The organism is Pantoea sp. NGS-ED-1003 (assembly GCF_000738765.1).
GTDB lineage: Bacteria > Pseudomonadota > Gammaproteobacteria > Enterobacterales > Enterobacteriaceae > Pantoea > Pantoea septica.
In genome coordinates this window covers 123,892-145,869 of the sequence record NZ_JPQA01000005.1, presented here as the reverse complement: position 1 = coordinate 145,869, position 21,978 = coordinate 123,892, and the positions used below count along the sequence as shown (strand labels likewise).

General features: G+C 59.4%; 20 protein-coding genes. 10 read left to right on the top strand and 10 right to left on the bottom strand.

Annotated features, from left to right (window positions below; genetic code table 11):
- Positions 1-3: 3 nt before the first annotated feature.
- Complete coding sequence (locus JS46_RS11655) at positions 4-1,113, bottom strand: YcbX family protein (protein WP_033751201.1); 1,110 nt, start codon at positions 1,111-1,113, stop codon at positions 4-6.
- Between the two features lie 176 nt (positions 1,114-1,289).
- Here JS46_RS11655 and rlmKL point away from each other — a divergent pair, with 176 nt between their 5' ends.
- The 6 genes from rlmKL (at position 1,290) to rmf (ending at position 9,250) form a co-directional block, all read left to right on the top strand.
- The gene (gene rlmKL / locus JS46_RS11650; RefSeq protein ID WP_033751198.1) at positions 1,290-3,404 is read left to right on the top strand and encodes a bifunctional 23S rRNA (guanine(2069)-N(7))-methyltransferase RlmK/23S rRNA (guanine(2445)-N(2))-methyltransferase RlmL; all 2,115 of its coding nucleotides are present in this window, start codon (positions 1,290-1,292) and stop codon (positions 3,402-3,404) included.
- A 6-nt stretch (positions 3,405-3,410) separates the two neighbouring features.
- Positions 3,411-5,327, top strand: a complete 1,917-nt coding sequence (locus tag JS46_RS11645) for an ABC transporter ATP-binding protein (protein ID WP_033751196.1) — start codon at positions 3,411-3,413, stop codon at positions 5,325-5,327.
- Positions 5,328-5,343: 16 nt separating this feature from the next.
- Positions 5,344-6,612 carry a membrane integrity-associated transporter subunit PqiA gene (gene pqiA / locus JS46_RS11640; protein ID WP_033751193.1) on the top strand — a complete coding sequence of 423 codons (1,269 nt, stop codon included), beginning with the start codon at positions 5,344-5,346 and terminating at the stop codon, positions 6,610-6,612.
- On the top strand, positions 6,599-8,242 hold the full coding sequence (pqiB, locus tag JS46_RS11635) for an intermembrane transport protein PqiB (RefSeq protein ID WP_033751191.1): 1,644 nt from the start codon (positions 6,599-6,601) through the stop codon (positions 8,240-8,242). The genes pqiA and pqiB overlap by 14 nt, the downstream gene beginning before the upstream one ends.
- Entirely contained in the window at positions 8,239-8,805 is a 567-nt protein-coding gene (pqiC, locus tag JS46_RS11630) for a membrane integrity-associated transporter subunit PqiC (RefSeq protein WP_033751188.1), read from the top strand. Before pqiB ends, pqiC begins: the two co-directional genes overlap by 4 nt.
- A 277-nt stretch (positions 8,806-9,082) precedes the next feature.
- Positions 9,083-9,250, top strand: coding sequence for a ribosome modulation factor (gene rmf / locus JS46_RS23390; RefSeq protein ID WP_072010433.1), 168 nt, complete (start codon positions 9,083-9,085; stop codon positions 9,248-9,250).
- 57 nt (positions 9,251-9,307) lie between these two features.
- Here the strand turns inward: rmf and fabA are convergent, their stop codons facing one another.
- Together fabA and JS46_RS11620 are read right to left on the bottom strand one after the other, a co-directional pair.
- Positions 9,308-9,826 carry a bifunctional 3-hydroxydecanoyl-ACP dehydratase/trans-2-decenoyl-ACP isomerase gene (fabA, locus tag JS46_RS11625; RefSeq protein ID WP_033751185.1) on the bottom strand — a complete coding sequence of 173 codons (519 nt, stop codon included), beginning with the start codon at positions 9,824-9,826 and terminating at the stop codon, positions 9,308-9,310.
- A gap of 67 nt (positions 9,827-9,893) precedes the next feature.
- Complete coding sequence (locus JS46_RS11620) at positions 9,894-11,651, bottom strand: Lon protease family protein (protein ID WP_235213001.1); 1,758 nt, start codon at positions 11,649-11,651, stop codon at positions 9,894-9,896.
- Between the two features lie 162 nt (positions 11,652-11,813).
- On the opposite strand from JS46_RS11620, the gene matP reads away from it, so the two are divergent.
- Positions 11,814-12,281, top strand: a complete 468-nt coding sequence (gene matP, locus JS46_RS11615; RefSeq protein ID WP_147632222.1) for a macrodomain Ter protein MatP — start codon at positions 11,814-11,816, stop codon at positions 12,279-12,281.
- A gap of 72 nt (positions 12,282-12,353) precedes the next feature.
- Here matP and ompA read toward each other — a convergent pair whose 3' ends face one another.
- Entirely contained in the window at positions 12,354-13,421 is a 1,068-nt protein-coding gene (gene ompA, locus JS46_RS11610) for a porin OmpA (protein WP_033751180.1), read from the bottom strand.
- 353 nt (positions 13,422-13,774) lie between these two features.
- Complete coding sequence (sulA, locus tag JS46_RS11605; RefSeq protein ID WP_033751179.1) at positions 13,775-14,266, bottom strand: SOS-induced cell division inhibitor SulA; 492 nt, start codon at positions 14,264-14,266, stop codon at positions 13,775-13,777.
- 209 nt (positions 14,267-14,475) lie between these two features.
- On the opposite strand from sulA, the gene JS46_RS11600 reads away from it, so the two are divergent.
- Positions 14,476-15,087, top strand: a complete 612-nt coding sequence (locus JS46_RS11600) for a TfoX/Sxy family DNA transformation protein (protein ID WP_033751178.1) — start codon at positions 14,476-14,478, stop codon at positions 15,085-15,087.
- On the opposite strand, the gene yccS is transcribed toward JS46_RS11600, so the two are convergent.
- Positions 15,084-17,222 carry a YccS family putative transporter gene (gene yccS / locus JS46_RS11595; RefSeq protein ID WP_033751176.1) on the bottom strand — a complete coding sequence of 713 codons (2,139 nt, stop codon included), beginning with the start codon at positions 17,220-17,222 and terminating at the stop codon, positions 15,084-15,086. The genes JS46_RS11600 and yccS overlap by 4 nt on opposite strands.
- 9 nt (positions 17,223-17,231) lie before the next feature.
- A complete protein-coding gene (locus JS46_RS11590) occupies positions 17,232-17,675 on the bottom strand; it encodes a YccF domain-containing protein (RefSeq protein ID WP_033751174.1) in 444 nt (147 codons plus the stop codon).
- A gap of 124 nt (positions 17,676-17,799) precedes the next feature.
- On the opposite strand from JS46_RS11590, the gene helD reads away from it, so the two are divergent.
- Positions 17,800-19,854: a DNA helicase IV gene (helD, locus tag JS46_RS11585; RefSeq protein WP_033751172.1), complete on the top strand. Its 2,055-nt coding sequence runs from the start codon at positions 17,800-17,802 to the stop codon at positions 19,852-19,854.
- Here the strand turns inward: helD and mgsA are convergent, their stop codons facing one another.
- Positions 19,855-20,313 (bottom strand): methylglyoxal synthase, encoded by a 459-nt coding sequence (gene mgsA, locus JS46_RS11580; protein WP_033751169.1) that lies wholly within the window; start codon positions 20,311-20,313, stop codon positions 19,855-19,857. It abuts the gene before it with no gap.
- A 68-nt stretch (positions 20,314-20,381) separates the two neighbouring features.
- Positions 20,382-21,023, bottom strand: a complete 642-nt coding sequence (locus JS46_RS11575; RefSeq protein WP_033751165.1) for a DUF2057 family protein — start codon at positions 21,021-21,023, stop codon at positions 20,382-20,384.
- A 172-nt stretch (positions 21,024-21,195) separates the two neighbouring features.
- On the opposite strand from JS46_RS11575, the gene JS46_RS11570 reads away from it, so the two are divergent.
- Positions 21,196-21,618: a CoA-binding protein gene (locus JS46_RS11570; protein WP_033751163.1), complete on the top strand. Its 423-nt coding sequence runs from the start codon at positions 21,196-21,198 to the stop codon at positions 21,616-21,618.
- 32 nt (positions 21,619-21,650) lie between these two features.
- Here the strand turns inward: JS46_RS11570 and hspQ are convergent, their stop codons facing one another.
- Positions 21,651-21,968, bottom strand: a complete 318-nt coding sequence (gene hspQ, locus JS46_RS11565) for a heat shock protein HspQ (protein ID WP_033751160.1) — start codon at positions 21,966-21,968, stop codon at positions 21,651-21,653.
- Positions 21,969-21,978 lie beyond the last annotated feature (10 nt).

Genomic DNA, 21,978 nt, shown 5'->3' with positions numbered 1-21,978 from the left:
TTCTCACGCCAGTTCTATATCGCCAGCGGGAATACAGCTGCAGCTCAGAATCGTGCCGTCGTCGCGAATGGCGCTCTTCTTCAGCGCTTTTACCTCTCCCGCAACCAGCGTCACTTTACAGCTGCCGCACAGGCCTGCCCGGCAGGAGTAGGGGATTTTAAAACCCTGCTGCTCTAACTGCTCCAGCAGCACCTGCTGGTTATCGCCCTGAAACCGCTCGCCCTGCCAGGTCACAGAGACCGCCGCCGCCGTTTGCTGCTGCGGCTTAAGGGTCTCTACCACCGCGCCAGGCCCGTAGGCGCGCGGCGTATGGCGCGCCAGCACCTGCACCTCGTCCCCGACGCGAACGATGCCGCTGCCGCGCGCAATCAAATTCAGGCCGAAGTCGATATCGCCACTGCCGTCCTGCGCGCTGCGGAAGCCCTGCAGGGTTTTTAACGGCTCGCCGTCTGGATGCTTGCGGCCGCTTTCGGTGCCGACGGTGGTAAAGACGCAGCGGCTGCAGGGTTTGGGCACGTCAAAGATCACACTGCCGATCTGCACCGTTGCCCAGCTGTCTTCATCCCAGGCCGGCGCGCCGCTGACGATCAGGTTGGCGCGAAACTGCTCGGCGCGCACGCTGGCCGGGCAGCGCTGCTGCAGATCCTGCAGCGACGCGCTGTTAACCAGCAAAAAAGGGAAACCGTCGGCAAAGCCCAGCGGCACCTCGGTAAAGCGTTTCACCCGGCGCGACGGCTGCGGCCCAACCCAGCGCAGCTGCACCGGGCGCGGAAAAAAGGCGCTGAGCCAGGCGTTGATGGCGTCGGGGGCGATGCGCGCGGTAAAATGGTTGCCCCAGACTTCCGTCGGCGCCTCCTGCGCGGCGAAATCGCTGAAGCGGATCATCGCCTGGCTGCCGTCGGGCGCCTGCAGAGAGAGACCGTCGGTCAGCAGCGCCGGGGTAAAGCGCACCATCTCCGGATACTGGCGCGCGGTAATAAAGGTGCCGTCCAGATCCGTCACCATAAAAATGCGGTCGAAAGCCAGTCCACTCTCCAGCGCCTGCGCATGAGAGAGCTGGACACCCCGCATCGATTTGACCGGATGAATGAACAGACGGGACAGCGTAAGCATGGCGATCTCCAGAGAAGCGAGCGTGGGCGGCAAAAGAAGCTAACTTTATGATACATGGCGTCGGGACGCTATAGCCTCGTGATCGGCCGGGTAAGAGGCGCGCGCGTAGCTTTCCAACAATGAGGCGTAATTAGGGTATAATGCGCAGCAATTTTCTCAAGAGTAATAGTGACGATATGAATTCTCTCTTTGCCAGTACGGCGCGTGGGCTCGAAGAGCTGTTGAAAAGTGAGCTGGACGCGCTGGGCGCGCAGGATCTGCAGGTGGTACAGGGAGGCGTTCACTTTGAAGCCGATGACCGTACGATGTATCAGAGTCTGCTGTGGAGCCGGCTGGCGTCGCGTATTTTGCTGCCGCTCGGCGAATTCGGCGTCTACAGCGATCTCGATCTCTATGTCGGCGTACAGAGCATCGACTGGACCGAACTGTTCGGCAGTCAGCATACCTTCGTGGTGCACTTCAGCGGCACCAACGAATCGATTCGCAACAGCCAGTTTGGCGCGTTAAAGGTCAAGGACGCGATCGTCGACTCCTTTACCCGCCAGAAGCTGCCGCGTCCCAATGTGGATCGCGAGCAGCCGGATATCCGCATCAACGTCTGGCTGAATAAAGATCGCGCCAGCATCGCGCTGGATCTGAGCGGCGACGCGCTGCATCAGCGCGGCTATCGTCAGCAGACCGGCCAGGCGCCGCTCAAGGAGAACCTGGCGGCGGCGATCGTGCTGCGCTCCGGCTGGCAGCCGACCACGCCGCTGCTCGATCCGATGTGCGGCTCCGGCACGCTGCTGATCGAAGCGGCGCTGATCGCCTGCGATCGCGCGCCGGGTCTGCTGCGCAGCCGCTGGGGCTTCACCCACTGGCGTCAGCATAACGACGCGCTGTGGCGCGAGGTGAAAAGCGAGGCGCAGCAGCGCGCGCGCGCTGGCACCGCCGCCGCGCAGGCGCGCTTCTTCGGCTACGACAGCGACGGCCGCGTGCTGGAATGGGCGCAGGCTAACGCACGGCGCGCCGGCGTCGCCGATTTCTTTACCTTCGCGCGTCAGGATGTGCTGCAGCTGAAAAATCCGCTGCCGGGCGAGCAGCGCGGCACGGTGTTGAGCAACCCGCCTTACGGCGAGCGTCTGGAGAGCGAGCCGGCGCTGATCGCGCTGCACAGCCAGCTTGGCCGCATCATGAAACAGCACTTCGGCGGCTGGACCCTGTCGCTGTTCAGCGGTTCGCCTGAACTGCTGAGCTGCCTGCAGCTGCGCGCGGAGCGCCAGTTCAAGGCGAAAAACGGCCCGATCGAGTGCGTGCAGAAGAACTATCAGCTGGCGGAAAACAGCAGCGAAAACGGCGCGCAGATCGCCGAGGATTACGCTAACCGCCTGCGTAAGAACATGAAGAAGCTAGAGAAGTGGGCGCGTCAGGAAGGTATCGCCTGCTATCGCCTCTACGACGCCGATCTGCCGGAGTACAACGTGGCGGTGGATCGCTACGGCGAGTGGGTGGTGGTGCAGGAGTACGCGCCGCCCAAGACCATCGACGCCGCGAAAGCGCGCCAGCGCCTGTTCGACGTTATCGGCGCGACGCTCAGCGTGCTGGAGCTGCCCGCCAACCGTCTGGTGCTGAAAACGCGCGAGCGGCAGAAAGGCAAGAATCAGTATCAGAAACTGGGCGAGAAAGGCGATTTCTTCGAAGTGCAGGAGTACAACGCGCGCCTGCTGGTTAACCTGACGGACTACCTGGACACCGGGCTGTTCCTCGACCACCGCATCGCGCGCCATATGCTCGGCAAAATGAGCAAGGATAAAGATTTCCTCAACCTCTTCTCCTATACCGGCAGCGCCAGCGTGCACGCCGGGCTGGGCGGCGCGCGCAGCACCACCACGGTCGACATGTCGCGCACCTATCTGGAGTGGGCGGAGCGCAACCTGCGTCTCAACGGGCTGACCGGCCGTCAGCATCGCCTGATGCAGGCCGACTGCCTGAGCTGGCTGCGCGAGAGCGACGAGACGTTCGATCTGATCTTTATCGATCCGCCGACCTTCTCTAACTCCAAACGCATGGAAGAGGATTTCGACGTGCAGCGCGATCATATTATGCTGATGCGTAACCTGAAACGCCTGCTGCGCGCGGGCGGCACCGTCATGTTCTCCAACAACAAACGCGGCTTCAAAATGGATCTCGAGGGGCTGGCGTCGCTGGGCCTGAAGGCGCAGGACATTACCCAGAAAACCCTGTCGCAGGATTTTGCCCGTAACCGTCAAATTCACAACTGCTGGCTGATTACTCACGCCGGTAAGGAATAAGTTCAGATGTCATTAATCAGTATTCACGGCGCCTACCTCTCATTCAGCGATGCGCCGCTGCTCGACAACACCGAGCTGCATATCGAAGAGAACGAGCGCGTCTGTCTGGTCGGCCGTAACGGCGCAGGCAAATCGACCCTGATGAAGATCATCAACGGGGAGCAGCCGCTGGATGACGGCCGCATCATTTTTGAGCAGGACCTGGTGGTGGCGCGTCTGCAGCAGGATCCGCCGCGCAATATTACCGGCTCCGTCTATGACTTTGTGGCGGAGGGCGTGGAAGAGCAGGCCGAGCACCTCAAAGCCTATCACGCAATTTCGCATGCGGTGATGCTCGATCCCAGCGAGAAAAACCTCAATGAGATGGGGCGTCTGCAGACTATCCTCGACCACCACAATCTGTGGCAGCTGGAGAGCCGCATCAACGACGTGCTGCAGCAGATTGGCCTGGAGCCTGATACCGAGCTGTCGTCGCTGTCGGGCGGCTGGCTGCGCAAAGCGGCGCTGGGCCGCGCGCTGGTGAGCAACCCGCGCGTGCTGCTGCTGGATGAACCGACCAACCACCTCGATATCGAAACCATCGACTGGCTGGAAACCTTCCTGAAGACCTTCAGCGGCAGCATCGTTTTTATTTCCCATGACCGCTCGTTTATCCGCAATATGGCGACGCGCATCGTCGACCTCGATCGCGGCAAGCTGGTCTCCTGGCCTGGCAATTACGATCTCTATCTGGAGGGGAAAGAGGAGGCGCTGCGCGTTGAAGAGATGCAGAACGCCGAATTCGACCGCAAGCTGGCGCAGGAAGAGGTGTGGATCCGTCAGGGCATCAAGGCGCGCCGCACTCGCAACGAGGGCCGCGTGCGCGCGCTGAAAGCGCTGCGCCGCGAACGCTCCGAGCGCCGCGAAGTGATGGGCAAAGCCAATATGCAGGTGGGCGAAGCGTCGCGCTCGGGCAAAATCGTTTTCGAACTGGAGAACGTCAACTATGGCGTGGGCGGCAAGACGCTGGTGCATGACTTCTCCGCGCAGGTGCAGCGCGGCGACAAGATCGCGCTCATCGGCCCGAACGGCTGCGGCAAAACCACGCTGCTGCGCCTAATGCTGCAGCAGCTGAAAGCCGACAGCGGCCGCGTGCACAGCGGCACCAAGCTGGAGGTCGCCTACTTCGACCAGCATCGCGCCGAACTGGATCCCGATCGCACCGTGATGGATAACCTGGCGGAAGGCAAGCAAGAGGTGATGGTCAACGGCAAGCCGCGCCATGTGCTCGGCTACCTGCAGGACTTCCTGTTTCATCCGAAACGCGCCATGACGCCGGTGCGCGCGCTCTCCGGCGGCGAGCGCAACCGCCTGCTGCTGGCGCGCCTCTTTCTGCGTCCCAGCAACCTGATGATCCTCGATGAACCGACCAACGACCTCGACGTCGAAACCCTGGAGCTGCTGGAAGAGCTGATCGACGGCTATCAGGGCACTGTGCTGCTGGTAAGCCACGATCGTCAGTTCGTCGACAACACCGTGACCGAGTGCTGGATTTTCGAAGGCAACGGCGACATCGGCAGCTTCGTCGGCGGCTATCACGACGCGCAGCAGCAGCGCGCCGCCTACAAACAGCAGAAAAGCGCCCAGGGAAAAAAGCCTGTCGCCGCGGCGAAACCGGCGGCGGAAAAAGCTGACGGCGCGAAACGCGGCGGCAACAAGCTAAGCTATAACCTGACGCGAGAGCTGGAGCAGCTGCCGCAGAAACTGGAGTCGCTGGAGGCGCGCATTGGCGAGCTGCAGGCGAAAATGAGCCATCCTGACTTTTTCAGCCAGCCGCATGACCAGACTCAGCCGGTGCTGGACGCGCTGGCGCAGACCGAGCAGGAGCTGGAAACGGCGTTCGCTCGCTGGGAAGAGCTGGAAGCGCTGAAAAACGGCGCGTAACCATAAGGGAGTCGGGATGTGTTCAGCCGCTGAAAGTCAGGCGTGGATGCTCTGTCCACAGTGCGATTTGATGGTAAAACTGCCGGACGTGCCGCTGGGCAGCCGCGCGTCCTGTCCGCGCTGCCATTCGGTGCTGACCGCGAACTGGCCCGAGCCGCGCAAACGGCCGACCGGCTACGCGCTGGCGGCGCTGTTTATGCTGCTGCTGGCCAACCTGTTTCCCTTTATCACCATGAAGGTCGCGGGCCTCAGCAGCCAGATCTCGCTGCTGGAGATCCCGCAGGTCATGGTGTCGGAGGATTACAGCAGCCTGGCCACGCTGTTTCTGGCATTCGTTCAGGCGATCCCTGCGCTCTGCATGCTGACCATTATTCTGCTGGTGAACCGCATACCGATGCCGGTCAGCCTGCGTCTGGGGCTGGCGCGCATCCTGTTCCAGCTGCGCAGCTGGGGCATGGCGGAGATCTTTATGGCCGGCGTGCTGGTCAGCTTCGTGAAGCTGATGGCCTACGGCGATATCGGTCTGGAGACCAGCTTCTGGCCCTGGTGCCTGTTCTGCCTGCTGCAGCTGCGCGCCTTTCAGTGCGTAGATCGACGCTGGCTGTGGCAGCAGATCGCGCCGATGCCGCCGCTGCCGCATGCGCCGGAGAAGGGCGTCAGCGGGCTGGAGCAGGGAATGCGCTCCTGTCCGTGCTGCACCGCGATCCTGGCCGCGGACCATCCCGACTGTCCGCGCTGCGGCGTGATCGCCGCGCCGCGCCGCAAGCACAGCCTGCAGTGGACGCTGGCGCTGCTGTTTACCTCGCTGATCATCTATATTCCCGCCAACCTGCTGCCGATTATGGTGACCGAAACCCTCGGCACGCCTTATCCGTCTAACATTATGGCGGGCGTCATCCTGCTCTGGAGCGACGGATCCTATCCGGTGGCGCTGGTGATTTTTATCGCCAGCATCATGGTGCCGTCGCTGAAGATGCTGGCGATTGGCTGGCTCTGCTGGAACGCCAGCGGGCGCGGCCAGCGCGACAGCGAACGGATGCATCTGATTTATGAAATCGTCGAATTTGTCGGCCGCTGGTCGATGATCGACGTGTTTGTTATCGCCGTGCTCTCTGCGCTGGTGCGCATGGGGCAACTGATGAATGTTTATCCTGCAACGGGCGCGCTGTTGTTTGCGCTGGTGGTGATCCTTACCATGATCGCCGCCATGACGTTTGACCCGCGCCTGACCTGGGATCGCGTACGGGAACACACTACAAAGGAGCCGCGCCTTGACGGAAAGTAACCACGGCCATGCCAAAGTCGACCAGATCAAACGCTGGTCGCCGGTCTGGATTGTCCCCATCGTGACGCTGTTGATCGGTGGATGGATCCTGTTTTACCACTTCAGCCACCTCGGGCCGGAAGTGACCCTGATTACGGAAAACGCGGAAGGTATCGAAGCGGGGAAAACCACCATCAAAAGCCGCAGCGTTGACGTCGGCGTGGTGGAAAAAGCGGAGCTGACCGACGACCTGCATCACGTTGAAATCACCGCGCGGCTCAACTCCGGTATGGAAAAGCTGCTGCACGGCGACAGCGTGTTCTGGGTGGTGAAGCCGCAGATTGGTCGCGAAGGGGTAACCGGTCTGAATACGCTGCTCTCCGGCGCCTATATCGAACTGCAGCCGGGCAAAAAAGAGGAGCCGAAAGAGCGCTATGAGCTGCTCGACGCGCCGCCGCTGGCGCCGCCGGACGCCAAAGGCATCCGCATTACGCTCGACAGCAAAAAAGCGGGACAGCTCAACGCCGGCGATCCGGTGCTGTTCCGCGGCTATCGCGTCGGCACCGTGGAGACCAGCACCTTCGATACCGATAAGCGTATGATGACCTACCAGCTGTTTATCGCCGCGCCCTACGATCGGCTGGTGACCACCAATGTACGTTTCTGGAAGGACAGCGGCATCGCGGTGGATATGTCGGCATCAGGCATGCGCGTCGAGATGGGCTCGTTGACTACGCTGTTCAGCGGTGGCGTCAGTTTCGACGTGCCGGACGGCTGGGATTTAGGCCAGGCGGCAGCGAACAACGCTGACTATCATCTGTTCGACGATCAGCGCAGCATCCAGGATTCGCTCTACACTAATCACGTCGATTTCCTGATGTTCTTCACCGATTCGATTCGCGGCCTGCAGGTGGGCGCGCCGGTTGAGTTCCGCGGCATCCGTCTGGGTACGGTGGCGCAGGCGCCCTTTATGACCGAAGGGGTGAATCAGGCGTTGAATAACGACTATCGCGTGCCGGTGCTGATCCGCATTGAGCCTGACCGCTTTACCGCCAGACTGGGTCAGGACTTTAACCTGGAGCAGCATCTGCAGGACGGCAAAAAACGCGGCCTGCGCGCCTCGCTGAAAACCGGCAACCTGCTCTCCGGCTCGCTCTATATCGATCTCGACTTCTACGATAACGTGCCGGCCTATAAAGGCCCGAACAAAATCGCAGGCTACGAGATCATTCCGACCACCAGCGGCGGCCTGAGTCAGATCCAGCAAAAACTGGTGGCGGCGCTCGACAAGATCAACGCCTTGCCGCTTAACAACGTGGTGACCGAGGCGACCGGCACGCTGAAAGAGAGCCAGCGCACGCTGCGTGAAATGCAGGGCACGCTGAAAAACCTCAATCAGATCACCGCCAGCCCGGCGATGAAAACGCTGCCGGAAGATATGCAGCAAACGCTGCGCGAGCTGAATCGCAGCATGAAGGGGCTGCAGCCTGGCTCACCGGCTTACAACAAGCTAGTGGGCGATATGCAGCGACTCGATCAGGTGCTGCGAGAACTGCAGCCGGTATTGAAAACTTTGAACACCAAGAGCAACGCGCTGGTCTTTGAGGCCAAACCGGGTCAGGATCCACAGCCAAAGAGGGCGAAACAGTGAGAAAAGGAGCCGTTTTTTGCGCCGCGCTGCTGTTAAGCGCATGCAGCAGCACCATCGATAACACCTATTACCAGCTGCCGTCGAAGCCGGCAGCGATGCAGGTACGCAGCGGCGGCGAAGCGCAGCCGCCGGCGCTGTGGGTTCAGCAGGTGGCGGTACCGGATTACCTGGCGGGCAACGGCCTGGTCTATCAGACCAGCGACGTGAAGTACGTTATCGCCGCCAATAATCTCTGGGCCAGCCCGCTGGATCAGCAGCTCCAGCAAACGCTGGTGGCGAACCTGAGCAAGGCGCTGCCGGGTCGACTGGTTTCCGCCGCGCCGCTGGGCGAAAAGCATGACACGCTGAGCGTGACCGTAACCGGATTTCAGGGCCGCTATGACGGGCGCGCCGTGGTGAGCGGCGAATGGGTGCTGCAGCATAATGGTCATGTGGTGAAGCAGGGATTCGACCTGGCGCTGCCGCAGAACGAAGATGGCTATGACGCGCTGGTGCGCACTCTGGCTATCGGCTGGCAGCAAACTGCGCAGCAAATCGCCAATGCAGCGATAACCACAGAATAAAATTCGCTAAAGATGTTGCTCAGCCCCTGGTTGTCGTCAGCGAAAAGCGGCGGCGATCGGGGGCTTTTTTGTTGCCGCTTCAGGGCGATAAGCGAACCTGCAACTTTTCGCAACAGAGAAACAGAACGATTTAGCGTCAAAATGATGACACTGGCGTGAAATTTGCGCATTGACCTTTCGAGGCAGGGCAGGTAGAACTTAATGGTGGCTGAGTAATAATTCGCCACTCTATTTCTTTCCACCAGATTCCACAGACCTGATATGAGGGATACGGAGTATGAAGAGACAGAAACGAGACCGCCTTGAACGCGCTCATGCACGTGGCTACCAGGCCGGTATTACAGGACGCTCAAAAGAGATGTGTCCGTATCAGATGATTGAGGCTAAGTCTCACTGGTTGGGAGGTTGGCGACAAGCCATGGAGGACAGGGCGGTTACGGTGTAATCGACCGTCAGGAAAAGGAAGAAACCTCCGCGCTGGCGGAGGTTTTCATTTGCGCTATCAGAAAGCGTTAGTGTCTTTGAACAGACCGACTTTCAGATCGCTGGCAGAGTAAATCAGGTTACCATCAACGAAGACTTCGCCATCGGCGACGCCCATCACCAGCTTACGGTTAATGACGCGCTTGAAGTGAATGCGGTAGGTCACTTTTTTCGCGGTCGGCAGCACCTGGCCCGTGAATTTCACCTCGCCGACGCCCAGCGCGCGGCCTTTGCCTTCGCCGCCCAGCCAGCCCAGATAGAATCCTACCAGCTGCCACATTGCATCCAGACCGAGACAGCCCGGCATTACCGGATCGCCTATAAAGTGGCAGGCGAAAAACCATAAGTCCGGATTGATATCCAGCTCGGCTTCAACGAAACCTTTGTCGAACTTACCGCCATCTTCGGTCATCTTGACCACGCGGTCCATCATCAACATGTTGCCTGACGGAAGCGGCGGACCGTTCTCGCCAAACAGTTCACCGCGACCTGACGCAATCAGGTCCTCTTTGCTATAGGATTCGCGTTTATCAACCATGTTTTCAATAAGCCTTGTTTTAGTGAAGCACGAAGTTTAGCGAACAGCTGTACGCTGAGCAATTCAATCAGTTCTGGTTAAACCAGTTTAGCCAGCGAAGCGGCCAGGGGCGATGACTCGCTTCCTGCTGATTGAGTTGGGTAATACGATCCTGAATCCGGCGCAGCAGCGCGTCGCCGTTATCCTCTTCGCTGCGCCAGACCACGCCGGTCAGCAGCGGCAGCGCCTCATCGGCGCGATCGATCGCCCAGATATGAAAACGGCCCTGTTCAACGGCGTCGACCACTTCCTGACTCAGGCAGAGGTGACGCACATTGCACGCCGGAATAATTACGCCCTGCTGGCCGGTCAGTTCGCGCTCGTTGCAGATAGTGAAAAAGCCTTCAATCTTCTCATTCAGGCCGCCTACCGGCTGAACGTTGCCGAACTGATCGACCGATCCGGTTACCGCAATCTGCTGATTAATCGGCTGATTAGCCAGCGCGCTGACGAGAGCGCAGAGTTCCGCCAGAGAGGCGCTGTCGCCGTCGACTTCCGAGTAGGATTGTTCAAACACCAGCGAGGCCGAGAAGGGCAACTGCTGATCGAGCTCCAGCTCGGCGATAAGATACGCCTGCATAATCATCATGCCTTTGGCATGGATGTTGCCGCCCAGTTCAGCTTTGCGCTCGACGTCGGTAAACTCGCCGTCGCCCGGATGCACTACGCAGGTAATGCGCGAAGGTTCGCCCCACGGGCGCGGATGGCCCGGAAACTCCACCACGGAAAGACCGTTGATTTGACCGACGACTTCGCCTTCGGTTTCAATCAGGATCTGCTTCAGCAGAATTTCGTCGCGCATGCGCTCGGCGAGGAAGGCTTCGCGCCAGGTGCGCACGTCAAGGGCGCTGACCAGCGCCGCCTCGTTAAGCGCATTCTCCTGCGCGAAGGCTTCGCGCATCTGACGTAATAGCCAGCGCGGGCAGAGCGGCAGCATTTCCTGATCGCCGGTGTAACGCACCGCTTCGCGGATCAGCGGCGGCCAGAAATCGGCCTGCGGAGCGGGCAGTCCCGCCTGCAGCGCGACATCCTGCGCCCAGCGGCACCAGGCGAGCATGTCGTCTTCATCGACGATCTGCATGTTCTCTTCGAATTCAGTATAGATCGCCATCTCGTGCAGTTCAGGATCGCTCTCCTGAAACGCCGCCAGCGCATCGCGGTCGCCGCAGAGCACCAGTTTCAGGCTAAGCGGAAGCGGGGGAACAGAGACCGGCAAAGGATGACGTTCATCGGGCGACTGCCATTCCAGACGGCCCAGCTGGATAGCGCGTTTCAACCGCAGCCACAGCAGCGGCTGCGCCTGCAGGGTGCGCAGCGACAGCACCAGCGTTCCGCCGTTGGCGCGGTGAATCAGGCCTGGCTCAAGCTGCAGTCGGTCGCGGTGCAGGCGCACGCAGCCGAATAGCTGATCGTTTTCAATCCACTCTGCGAACTGAACCTGACCGCTGCCGGTAAAAGGATGCGAGGCATCGCCGGGCGGCTGAAGGGTCACGTTATCCGCGATGATATGATAATGTCCGCCGAACAGCTCAGTGGATTCGTCAGCGATACGCTCCATCTGGCGCGCGATAAGCGCCAGGTAGTCCAGGTTCTCCTGACTACATACCAGCAGAAGGGGAAAGCTCTCGCTTTGCTGATCGAGGCAGGCCAGCGCATTCAGCAAACGCGGCTGTACCGTCGCCAGGCTATCGGTCTCTTCTTCGGTAATACGGGAGAAAACGGACGCGTATCCGGTAATATTCGGCTGCAGGTCTTGCCAGGAAAGTTGGGAGCTGGTCAAAATAATCGCATTTGGTTAATTAAAGAAAAGCGGGATTATACAGGAAACCCCTTTGTTAAGCACTGCATGGTTCGGATTAACCCTGAGACATACAACGCCTTTTTCCTTACTGCATCCAGCAAAAAAACTGTTATTCTAAATTTGTTACGCGGTCACGATGAGATTCCGATGAAATACCAACAACTCGAAAATCTTGAAAGTGGATGGAAATGGAAATACCTGGTGAAGAAGCACCGGGAAGGCGAGCTGATCACGCGTCATCTTGAACTCAGCGCCGCGCAGGCGGCCGTGGATGAACTGCTCGCAATGGAAAACCGTCCGGTCGATGTGGCTGAATGGATCGCGCAACATATTCATCCGGACCTGGATAATCGGCTGAAACAGACGATTCGCGCGCGCCGCAAGCGACACTTCAACGCTGAGCATCAGCATACGCGTAAGAAATCGATCGATCTGGAATATCTGGTGTGGCAGCGTCTGGCAGGGCTGGCGCAGCGTCGCGGTTGCACGCTGTCGGAAACTATCGTTCAGCTGATCGAAGATGCCGAACGTAAAGAGAAATACGCTACCCAAATGTCGAGTCTGAAACAGGATCTGCAGGCGATTCTCGGCAAATCAGAAACGGGCAGCGACTAGCGCGGTGCGTTAAAGGATAAACAGCAGACATAAAAAAACCCCGCTTTGCGGGGTTTTTTCTTACGGAGTAACTTAAGCCTGCGGCTGAGTTACAACGTCTTTGATACCTTTCACGTCGATTTCTACGCGACGGTCCGGACCCAGGCAGTCGATCAGAGCCTGACGGCCTTTCACGCTGTCACAGGTGTTGCCGGTAACTGGGTTAGATTCGCCCATGCCACGTGCAGAGATCTTGTTAGACGGGATACCTTTAGATACCAGGTAGTCAACCACTGACTGAGCGCGTTTCTCAGACAGTTTCTGGTTGTACTGCTCAGAGCCGATGCGGTCAGTGAAGCCCAGAACGACGACTGAACCATCTTTCGGATCCATTGAGCTCAGCTGGCTGTACAGCTGATCCAGAGCCTGCTGGCCTTCCGGCTTCAGGGTAGATTTGTTGAAGGTGAACAGCACGTCAGACTTCAGGGTGAAACGCTTGGTTTCAACAACTGGAGCCGGAGCCGGAGCCGGAGCTACAACCGGTGCTGCTTCATCCTGACCGAAGCGGTATGAAACGCCTACGCTCAGCATGCCGTTGTCAGGACGTGCGCCAACGGTCTGTGCGTCGCCGATGTTGTTAACCCACTGGTAGTCCAGACGAGTTGCCCAGTTCTGAGTCAGAGCGTATTCAACACCCACTGCTGCCAGCGGAGAAACGCCGGTGTCGTGGTCGCTGATGCGGCCGTTGACAGCGTTGTTCTGAGTTGCGTCAGCGCGCCATACCATACCACCCAGACGGGTGTAGACATCCAGATCGTCAGTGATCGGATAGCTCAGTTTAGCAGCCAGCTGAACGCCCTGTGCTTTGAATGCGCCGTTGTTTACGGTGCCTTTGTTCGGCATACGGCCAAGCCAGTCGTAACCCAGCTCGAAGCCCAGGTACGGGTTAGCCTGGTAACCTACGAATGCACCAGCGCCAAGCTGAGATTCGTGAGTCGGGCCATTATTGTTGCCATAACCGTTACCGTAGTAACCAGTATCGTGATACTGAGACCAGCCCAGTTTAGCACCGGTATACCAGGTGTCATCTTTCGGAGCGGCCTGCGCTACGGTAGCGAAGCCAGCCAGTGCCACTGCAATTGCGATAGCTGTCTTTTTCATTTTGCGCCTCGTTATCATCCAAATAGGCAATGAGCAAAAAGGGATGCTCTTGGTTGTAATCCTTCGCCGGGTTAATACGCTCGCTTATGACTCTACCGATTAAAAAACGGAGATTATTGAGCACCCTGGCGAGGTAAAGTCTACAACGAGATTGGAAAGTTACAAGTATGATGTGAGGGGATGCTGCAAAAAAACAGGGCTTTATACACATATTCTAACATTTTGCCCGGCCTTAATGCCGTCGCGCTTTAAGGCAAAATGCAGCTAAACCATTGTCAAAGCTGGAGGGAAAAGAATCAGTGGTTTAGCTGAAACAAAAAAGGTAAATGGCGCGAGAAAAATCCTATTTTTACTTAATGAAACAAATCCGACTGAATTTTTAGTCCTTTATTTGGTCGCAGCGTGCGTTCGGTCGTCCCATTTGGACGCATAATCAACCCTAGCGCTTTGCCTTCCGCCGCAGCCTGTTCTAATTCGCGCCGCTCTTCCTCATCCAGATCGTAAGGTATCCACGCCAGCACGACGCTGTAATTCCCTGTGCGCAAAGCTTTAATCATCGCCTCCACAGAGGTGCAGCGCTCGGAATCCGCGACGTGCATGCTTTTTTCCAGCGGCAGACCCGACTGCTGCAGCCAGGCGCGATTGAGCTTGTGCGCGGGCGTCAGCCACAGCTGCCAGCGAGACTCCTGGCTGAGCTGTTGCAGTAACGGCAGCAGCAACATTTGCATCATGCCAGGCTGTTCGCTATAGCGCAGTTCCGTAATCCAGCCGCTGTGCTGCGACGGTTTGGTAGCGGATACGTGACGGTGAGCGAAGCCTGCATTATTAAAGTGTTGGGTGCGCATAAGTTAACCACTCAGCATTGGACTGTATGGATATACAGTAATGACTTCCTGGATAAAGATCAACCTCAAATTTGGAAAACGGCTCGCAAAAAAGAGAGAAGGTCGGGCTCGAATAAAAGAATTAATTGAACCCTTAATTGATTTTTTCTATATCTCTAACTGATTGATAGTGATGGTTTTTTATTAATTGCACACAAGGAGAGCGTGTCATGAAAAAACAGCACCCTGTTGTAGAACGGTCCCGTAATCGTCTGGCCGCGCTAGGCCACATCGAGTCGCGCACCCAGTTCGGCGGCTATGCGCTGGCGGTGGAAAAAGTCGTTTTCGCTCTCATCAATGACGACGCGCTCTATCTGCGCGCCAGCGAAGCGCTGAGGGAATATGCAGCGCGGCAGCCGATGCAGCCGCTGGTGTTTCGCAAGCGCGGCACCGAGGTGAGCCTTGACTACTATCGCGTCGACGACGCGCTCTGGAGCGATCCTGACCAGCTGTTGTCGCTCTCCGCCGCTTCGCTGCGCACCGCCCGACAGGAGACGCTGGCCAAACAGCGGCCGCTGCGGCTGAAAGATCTGCCCAACCTTAGCCTGCGCATGGAGCTCTTGCTGCACGAGGCGGGGGTGAGGACCGTGCGCCATCTGAGGGAGCTGGGATCAAAACGGTGCTGGCTCAGGCTCAGAGCGATCAATCAGCATATTGGCTTTAAAACCTTGCTGGCGCTGGAAGGGGCAATAGAAGGGCGTCATGAAGCCGCCCTGCCGCAAACTGTCAGGGCGGAACTGAATGAATGGTATCAGGAGACGTTAAAAGGCGACGCCTCTTAAGGCTGCGCCAGCGTCCGGCGCAGACGGGCGATCTCCGGCAGCAGGGCGACCAGCAAGCCGAGCTGCTGCAGCACCAGCGGAGCGCGCGTCTCCTGATTGGCAGCCATATCGCTAATGCGCTGCGTTAGCGCGCTCTGCATCGCTTCCGCTTCGGCGTCGCTTACCACGTCGGTTTGCAGCACATCTTCGACATAGCAGACCGTATCGTCGAGCAGCGTCAGCAGCGCGCCGTCGTTCAGCTTATCGCGGTGCGCGCCCAGCGCAGAGATATAGCTCAGGAAAGAGTGGTTAAGACAGAGCAGCTGGAACGCGGACTCTTTATGTTTCTGCTGCGTCCGCGACTCGCCGCTCATATTGGAAACCACCGAAGCCAGCTCCGCATCGGCGTTGTGGGCGTCGCGGCGCGCGATACGATAGGCGAGGCGGTTGTCTTTGCCCTGGTGATATTGCTCCATAATCGCATCCAGATAGCGGCAGTTGGCATTCAGGGTGCGCGTCGCCACGGCGGGCAGCTGGCGAAAACGCCAGTCGGGCCAGATAAACGCCACCGCCAGCCAGGCGAGCGCGCATCCCAGCAGCGTGTCCACGATGCGCGGCAGCGCCACCTCGAATCCCTCTCCCAGCAAATTAAAGCAGAGCAGCACCAGCAGCGTGATAAACAGCGTCGCCTGCGCGTACTGCACCTGACGAAAGGCGAAAAACAGCACGCCGCTGACCACGATCAGCACCAGCTGGCCTTCGGTCGACGGCACCAGCCAGAGCACCGGCAGGCCGATGGCGATGCCCGCCAGCGTACCGCCGATACGCAGCGCGAGCCTGCGCCGCGTGGCGTTATAGTTAGGCTGGCAGACAAACAGGCTGGTAAGCAGGATCCAGTAGCCGCGATCGAGGCCGGTAATCTGAATAAAGCCGTAGCCGATACAGAGCACCACCGTCATGCGCACCGCGTGGCGGAACAGCGCCGAGGCGGGCGACATGTGTCGGCTCAGACGCAGGCGAATGTCGCTCCAGCCGCTGAGCCCTTCGCGCGACAATCGGTTATCGCCCGCCAGGTTTTCGCTGGCTAAAGACTGCTCAGACTCTATCGATCCCAGCTGCGCGTCGATGGCGCGCAAATTACGCAACAGCCAGAACAGCGGGCGCAGATGAGGCGCGTCAGGCTCGTTTTGCTGCAGGCGCTCCAGCGCCGTCTGCAGGCGATCGAAGGCGCGCTCGAAGCGCGGGTCATGCTCCCAGCGCTCGCGCAGCAAAATACACTGAGAGAGCTGGCGGCACGCCTGCGCCTGCATATTCAGCAGCCGCTGAAAGCGGAACAGGATCTCGTTGTAGCGCCAGTCGTCGCGCAGCAGATGATACTGCAGATGAGAGGAGCTGGCGCGCTCGTGGATATCCTGCGCGACAAAGTAGTAGTGCAGGCTGCGGCGGGTGCTGCGCGATCCGCGATCGCCGCGCAGGCGGCTCTGCAGCGTGCTTTTAGTCAGGTTTAGCTGCGCCACCAGTTGGCTGTTGACCATCGCGGTGCGGATCAGAGTGGCGTCGTCCTGCGCCTCGCCGTCGGGATCGAACAGATTCGCCTTGGCTTCAAGGTACTGCGCCAGCTGCGCGTAGCTCCCCGCCAGCTGTTCCTGCACCGGCCGCACCGGGAACATCAAATGGCCGAGCAGCGTCAGCACGTTGTACCAGAGCGCCCCGACCAGCAGCAGTATCGGCTGCATATACCACTGCGAAAAAAGCCCGATGCCCAGCATGGTGTAAACCGCAATCAGCAGCGCGCCAAAGGCGATGGTGGCGTAGCGCTGGCCGAGCGCGCCCAGCAGAATAAAGCCCCAGGTGGAGAGCGCCAGACCGGCCATAAAGGCCAGCGGATGGGGAAACAGCAGCTCTACCGACACCGAGGCGATACAGAAGCAGAGCAGGGTAATCAGCAGATTGCGCAGCCGACCGGTAAGGCGATCGTCGAGATCGGCCAGCGCCGCGGCCACCACGCCGAGCGTCAGCGGAATGGTCCAGTCGATCTGATGCAGCCACCAGGGCACCGCCGCGCAGCCGGTCAGCGCCAGAAAGATGCGCAGCAGATAACGCCAGCTGCTGTTAAAGAGATAGTTGCGCCAGCCCGGCAAGGCTTTGGACATCATATAGCGGCCTCAGTAGCGCCGACGGGCGCTGGCGTCGCGCGCGGCGCGGGCTTCTTCAACCGAGACCACGCGGCGGCCGACCGGCCAGAGCGCGATGGCGGCGATTTTAAAGTTGGCGAGGCCCACCGGAATGCCGATGATGCTGATGCACTGCACGATGCCGGTGGAGATATGGGTCAGGCAGAGCCACCAGCCGAAAAAGATCAGCCAGAAAATATTGAGGAAGGTGCCGCCGGTGTTGAGCAGCGCGCTTTTACTCTCCGGTCGCAGCACGTCCACGTGCACCGCCTCGTTGCCGTAAGGCAGCAGAGAGAGTTTGGTGATTTCCCAGCAGGAGCGCGTCAGCGGCAGGGTAAAGATCAGGACGATACTCACCAGCGTGGCGAACAGCCAGCAAAGGGTGGTGATAAACCCGCCGAGAATAAAATTGAGAATGTTCAACACAGTGCGCATGGCGTTTTTTTCCTTTTGCTTTCCGCAAGATGTGCCGCCAAGTTTAGCCTGTTTTAAGGCTGGAGCGCCAAGAGTCTGACAGGTAAACTCCCGATATTCTTTTCCCAGGTTCGACGGTGTGGACATGGAACTCAAAGCGACATCGATGGGCAAACGGCTTGCCCAGCATCCCTATAACCGGGTACGCCTGCTGGCGGCTGGGGTGGAAGTAAGCGGCGACCGGCACGAATACCTGATTCCTTTCAACGAGCTGCTCAATATCAGCTGCAAGCGCGGCATGGTCTGGGGCGAGCTGGAATTTTTACTCCCTGACGACAAAGTCGTGCGGCTGCACGGCACCGAATGGCAGGAGACGCAGCGCTTCTACCACTATCTGCTGCAGGCCTGGCAGGCGTGGAGCGCCGAGATGAGCGCGATCTGCGCCGGGGTGCTAGACGAACTCAGGCAGGAGATCGCGCGCTTCGGCGAGCAGGATCGCTGGATCAGGCGCAGCGAGCTGCAGGCGCTGCGCGCCACCATCGAAAAACAGTTCGCCGCGCTGCCGCTGCCGCTGGCGCGCCTGGAGACGTTTAGCGACTGCCGCGAGCCTTACCTGCTTTGCCAGCGCTGGCTGGAGCAGGGCGACGCGGCGCTGCGCCAGCGCAACCGCGACTGGACGGCGCGCATGCTCAGCGCGCATCACGACTTTTTCGCCTCGGTGGAATCTTCGCCGCTCAACGTGTCGCAGAGCGAAGCGGTGGTGAACGGCGAGGATGCGGTGCTGGTGCTCGCGGGCGCAGGCAGCGGCAAAACCTCGGTGCTGGTGGCGCGGGCGGGCTGGCTGCTGCGGCGCAAGCTGGCCGCGCCCGAGCAGATTCTGCTGCTGGCGTTTGGGCGTCAGGCGGCGGAAGAGATGAACGACCGCATTCAGTCGCGGCTGGGCGTCGCCGACATTCAGGCGCGCACCTTTCACGCGCTGGCGCTGCACATTATCCGTGAAGGCAGCAATAAGCAGCCGATCGTCAGCAAGCTGGAGAGCGATACCGCGGCGCGTCACGCGCTGCTTATCGACACCTGGCGACAGCAGTGCGACGAGAAGAAGGCGCAGGCGAACGGCTGGCGTCAGTGGCTGCGCGATGAGCTGGAGTGGGAGCTGCCTGAAGGGCACTTCTGGCAGGACGATCGGCTGGCGAAACGGCTGGCGTCGCGCCTCGAACGCTGGCTGGGACTGATGCGCATGCACGGCGGCGCGCAGGCGGCGATGATCGCTGACGCGCCGGAAGAGGTGCGCGAGCTGTTCAGCAAGCGAGTGAAGCTGATGGCGCCGCTGCTGAAAGCCTGGAAAAGCGCGCTGAAAGAGAAGGGCGCGGTCGATTTTTCCGGGCTGATCCATCAGGCCGTAGCGATCCTCGACAAAGGACGCTTTATCAGCCCGTGGAAGCATATTCTGGTAGACGAATTTCAGGATATTTCGCCGCAGCGCGCCGCCCTGCTCGCGGCGCTGCGCCAGCAGAACAAGCGCGCCACGCTGTTCGCCGTGGGCGACGACTGGCAGGCGATCTATCGCTTCACCGGCGCAGAGATGACGCTGACCACCGCCTTTCATCACTACTTCGGCGACGGCGATCGCTGCGTGCTGGATACCACCTATCGCTTTAACGATCGCATTGGCGATATCGCTAACCGCTTTGTCCAGCAGAACCCGCACCAGCTGCGCAAGCCGCTCAACAGCCTGATCAAAGGCAGCAAAAAAGCCGCCGGCCTGCTGCCGCAGGAGCAGCTGGAGCCGCTGCTGAACAAGCTGAGCGGCTACGTGAAACCTGATGAGCGCGTGCTGCTGCTGGCGCGCTATCACCATCTGCGCCCGGATGTGCTGGATAAAGCCAAAACCCGCTGGCCGAAGCTCAACCTCGACTTTATGACCATTCACGCCAGTAAAGGACAGGAAGCGGATTTTGTTATTCTGCTGGGATTGCAGGCGGGAAAAGAGGGCTTTCCCGCCGAGGCGCGCGAATCGGTGATCGAGCAGGGACTACTGCCGCAGCCGGAGGATTTTCCGGATGCGGAGGAGCGGCGTCTGGCCTATGTGGCGTTAACGCGCGCGCGCCAGCAGGTATGGATGCTCTACGATCGCGAACAGCCTTCGCGCTTTGTCGAGGCGTTTCGTCAGCTCGGCGTGCCGCTGCTGCGTAAAGCCTGATTAGCTCAGGCGCGCCTGCAGATAGCGCTGATAATCGGGGATGGCGATCTCTACCGACTGGGCAAACAGCGGCGACTGAATAATAAAGTTGGCCGTGGCGCGGTTGGTAGCAACCGGAATGTTCCAGACGGTGGCGAGGCGCAGCAGCGCCTTAACATCGGGATCGTGCGGCACCGCGTTAAGGGGATCCCAGAAAAAGATCAGCACGTCGATTTTGCCTTCCGCGATCAGCGCGCCCACCTGCTGATCGCCGCCCATCGGGCCGCTCAGCATTGCGTTCACGTTCAGTCCGGTATGGCGATTAATCAGATTGCCGGTGGTGCCGGTGGCGTAAAGCGTGTGGGGTTCAAGCGTGGGCTGGTTCTGTTTTACCCAGTCGAGCAGCGAGGCCTTGCAGTGGTCGTGCGCAACCAGCGCGATATGTTTGCTAAGGCCAAGCGTGCGGGTGGTCTGTTCCATAAAGACGTCCTGGTGAAGTCGCGTGCGAAGAAGAGTGGCACGAGTTTACCCTGCGTCTTTCCCGCCTATCAACTTGTCCTTAACAATTTGACCAGCGACATAAACTGCTGGCGGGTCGCCTGATCAAAGCGATGAAACCAGCGCTTAATCGCGGGCGACTGCGCTTCGTCTATCCAGACGAATTCCGCCTCGACGGGCGGCAGGTTTGCCGCGCCGTCGCGCACGGCGGCGAAATGGGGTACGGAGGCGACCTGGCCGTTGCGGTTATAGAGGATCATCGCCTTTTCCATATCGCTTTCCGCAGAGAGCGGCAGACGATCGCGCCGAATATCGATCTCTTTGCCATGTTCGTCGACCAGCTGAAAATTGAGCGTGCGATCGAAGTGATGGCGCTCGCGGCGATTTTCCAGCGCGGGCAGGCGGATGGTGATGGTTTTGACCTGGGCGTTGAAGGTGACGATCATCGGCGCAGACTGATAGCGCAGCGACGCGTCTTTGCGCGCGTCGCGCAGCTGTTCGACGCGGAAGAGAAACTGATGCTGCCCGCGCTCCAGCTCAAGACTGTCGGCGCCTTTCAGCAGCGAACCGGAAATTTTGCGCCCGTCCAGCACCAGCAGATCGATCTGCGGATCAAGCTTCAGCGTGATGGCCTGACAGGTTGCCGAGACGAGGAGAACAGTCAACCCCGTCACGACCAGAGAGAGTTTCATGTAGACTCCAGAATAGGGCGCAAAGTTTTGTGTGTAGCAAATTCTTACATTATGGCAGTAAATTTACATTTGAACATATATTTCTGTGCGCCAGTGCAAAATTCCGCTTTCTGGAAAGCGGCGCGCTTAACAGGCGACGCTACATTTAATGCTCTGAAACAAGGAGAAAAAAATGAACGATCAAACGATTCGCGACGTGTTGACGCGCACTCAGCGCATTGCACTGGTAGGCGCCAGCGATCGTCCAGACCGACCGAGCTACGGCGTGATGAAATATCTGCTGGATCAGGGCTACGAGGTGATTCCGGTGAGTCCGAAACTGGCCGGGAAGACGCTGCTGGGCCAGACGGCCTACGCGAAGCTGGAAGAGGTTCCGGGCAAAATCGATATGGTTGACGTGTTTCGCAATTCAGAAGCGGCGTGGGGCGTGGCGCAGGAAGCGATTGCGGCGGGCGCGGATACCCTCTGGCTACAGCTGGGCGTGATCAACGAGCAGGCCGCCGTGCTGGCGCAGGATGCGGGTCTGACCGTGATTATGGATCGCTGTCCTAAAATAGAAATTCCGCGTCTGGGCGTGACGCGACAGAAACAGTAGCATCACAGGCGGCGTAGGAATGCCGCCTGCGATCAGTGGCGCAGGCGCGGAGCCTGCAGCTGCTGGCGAATCGATGCGGCCAGCTCGTCCATCTCCGGCTGTTCCGGATGTTCCGAACTGGTTTCGCCGGAAAGCTGAATCTCAGCGATATAGGTGTGCACCTGATCGCCTTCTTCATCTTCCATTACCACGTGATACCAGGGCGCGCGGCGCAGCGTTTCGGTCGCGCCGACCTCGTCCAGCTTCGGCGTATCCAGCGAATATTCGGGATCGACATCGACTATTACGCCCAGCACGCCCGAAAGGCGGTGCCGAACCTGCTGACCAATACCAAATTTAGTGGCAATCATAGTGACCTCC

Coding starts and splice junctions, on each gene's coding strand:
- JS46_RS11655 (WP_033751201.1), bottom strand. CDS start 1,113: ATGCTTACGCTGTCCCGTCTGTTCATTCATCCGGTCAAATCGATGCGG.
- rlmKL (WP_033751198.1), top strand. CDS start 1,290: ATGAATTCTCTCTTTGCCAGTACGGCGCGTGGGCTCGAAGAGCTGTTG.
- JS46_RS11645 (WP_033751196.1), top strand. CDS start 3,411: ATGTCATTAATCAGTATTCACGGCGCCTACCTCTCATTCAGCGATGCG.
- pqiA (WP_033751193.1), top strand. CDS start 5,344: ATGTGTTCAGCCGCTGAAAGTCAGGCGTGGATGCTCTGTCCACAGTGC.
- rmf (WP_072010433.1), top strand. CDS start 9,083: ATGAAGAGACAGAAACGAGACCGCCTTGAACGCGCTCATGCACGTGGC.
- fabA (WP_033751185.1), bottom strand. CDS start 9,826: ATGGTTGATAAACGCGAATCCTATAGCAAAGAGGACCTGATTGCGTCA.
- matP (WP_147632222.1), top strand. CDS start 11,814: ATGAAATACCAACAACTCGAAAATCTTGAAAGTGGATGGAAATGGAAA.
- ompA (WP_033751180.1), bottom strand. CDS start 13,421: ATGAAAAAGACAGCTATCGCAATTGCAGTGGCACTGGCTGGCTTCGCT.
- sulA (WP_033751179.1), bottom strand. CDS start 14,266: ATGCGCACCCAACACTTTAATAATGCAGGCTTCGCTCACCGTCACGTA.
- JS46_RS11600 (WP_033751178.1), top strand. CDS start 14,476: ATGAAAAAACAGCACCCTGTTGTAGAACGGTCCCGTAATCGTCTGGCC.
- yccS (WP_033751176.1), bottom strand. CDS start 17,222: ATGATGTCCAAAGCCTTGCCGGGCTGGCGCAACTATCTCTTTAACAGC.
- JS46_RS11590 (WP_033751174.1), bottom strand. CDS start 17,675: ATGCGCACTGTGTTGAACATTCTCAATTTTATTCTCGGCGGGTTTATC.
- helD (WP_033751172.1), top strand. CDS start 17,800: ATGGAACTCAAAGCGACATCGATGGGCAAACGGCTTGCCCAGCATCCC.
- mgsA (WP_033751169.1), bottom strand. CDS start 20,313: ATGGAACAGACCACCCGCACGCTTGGCCTTAGCAAACATATCGCGCTG.
- JS46_RS11575 (WP_033751165.1), bottom strand. CDS start 21,023: ATGAAACTCTCTCTGGTCGTGACGGGGTTGACTGTTCTCCTCGTCTCG.
- JS46_RS11570 (WP_033751163.1), top strand. CDS start 21,196: ATGAACGATCAAACGATTCGCGACGTGTTGACGCGCACTCAGCGCATT.
- hspQ (WP_033751160.1), bottom strand. CDS start 21,968: ATGATTGCCACTAAATTTGGTATTGGTCAGCAGGTTCGGCACCGCCTT.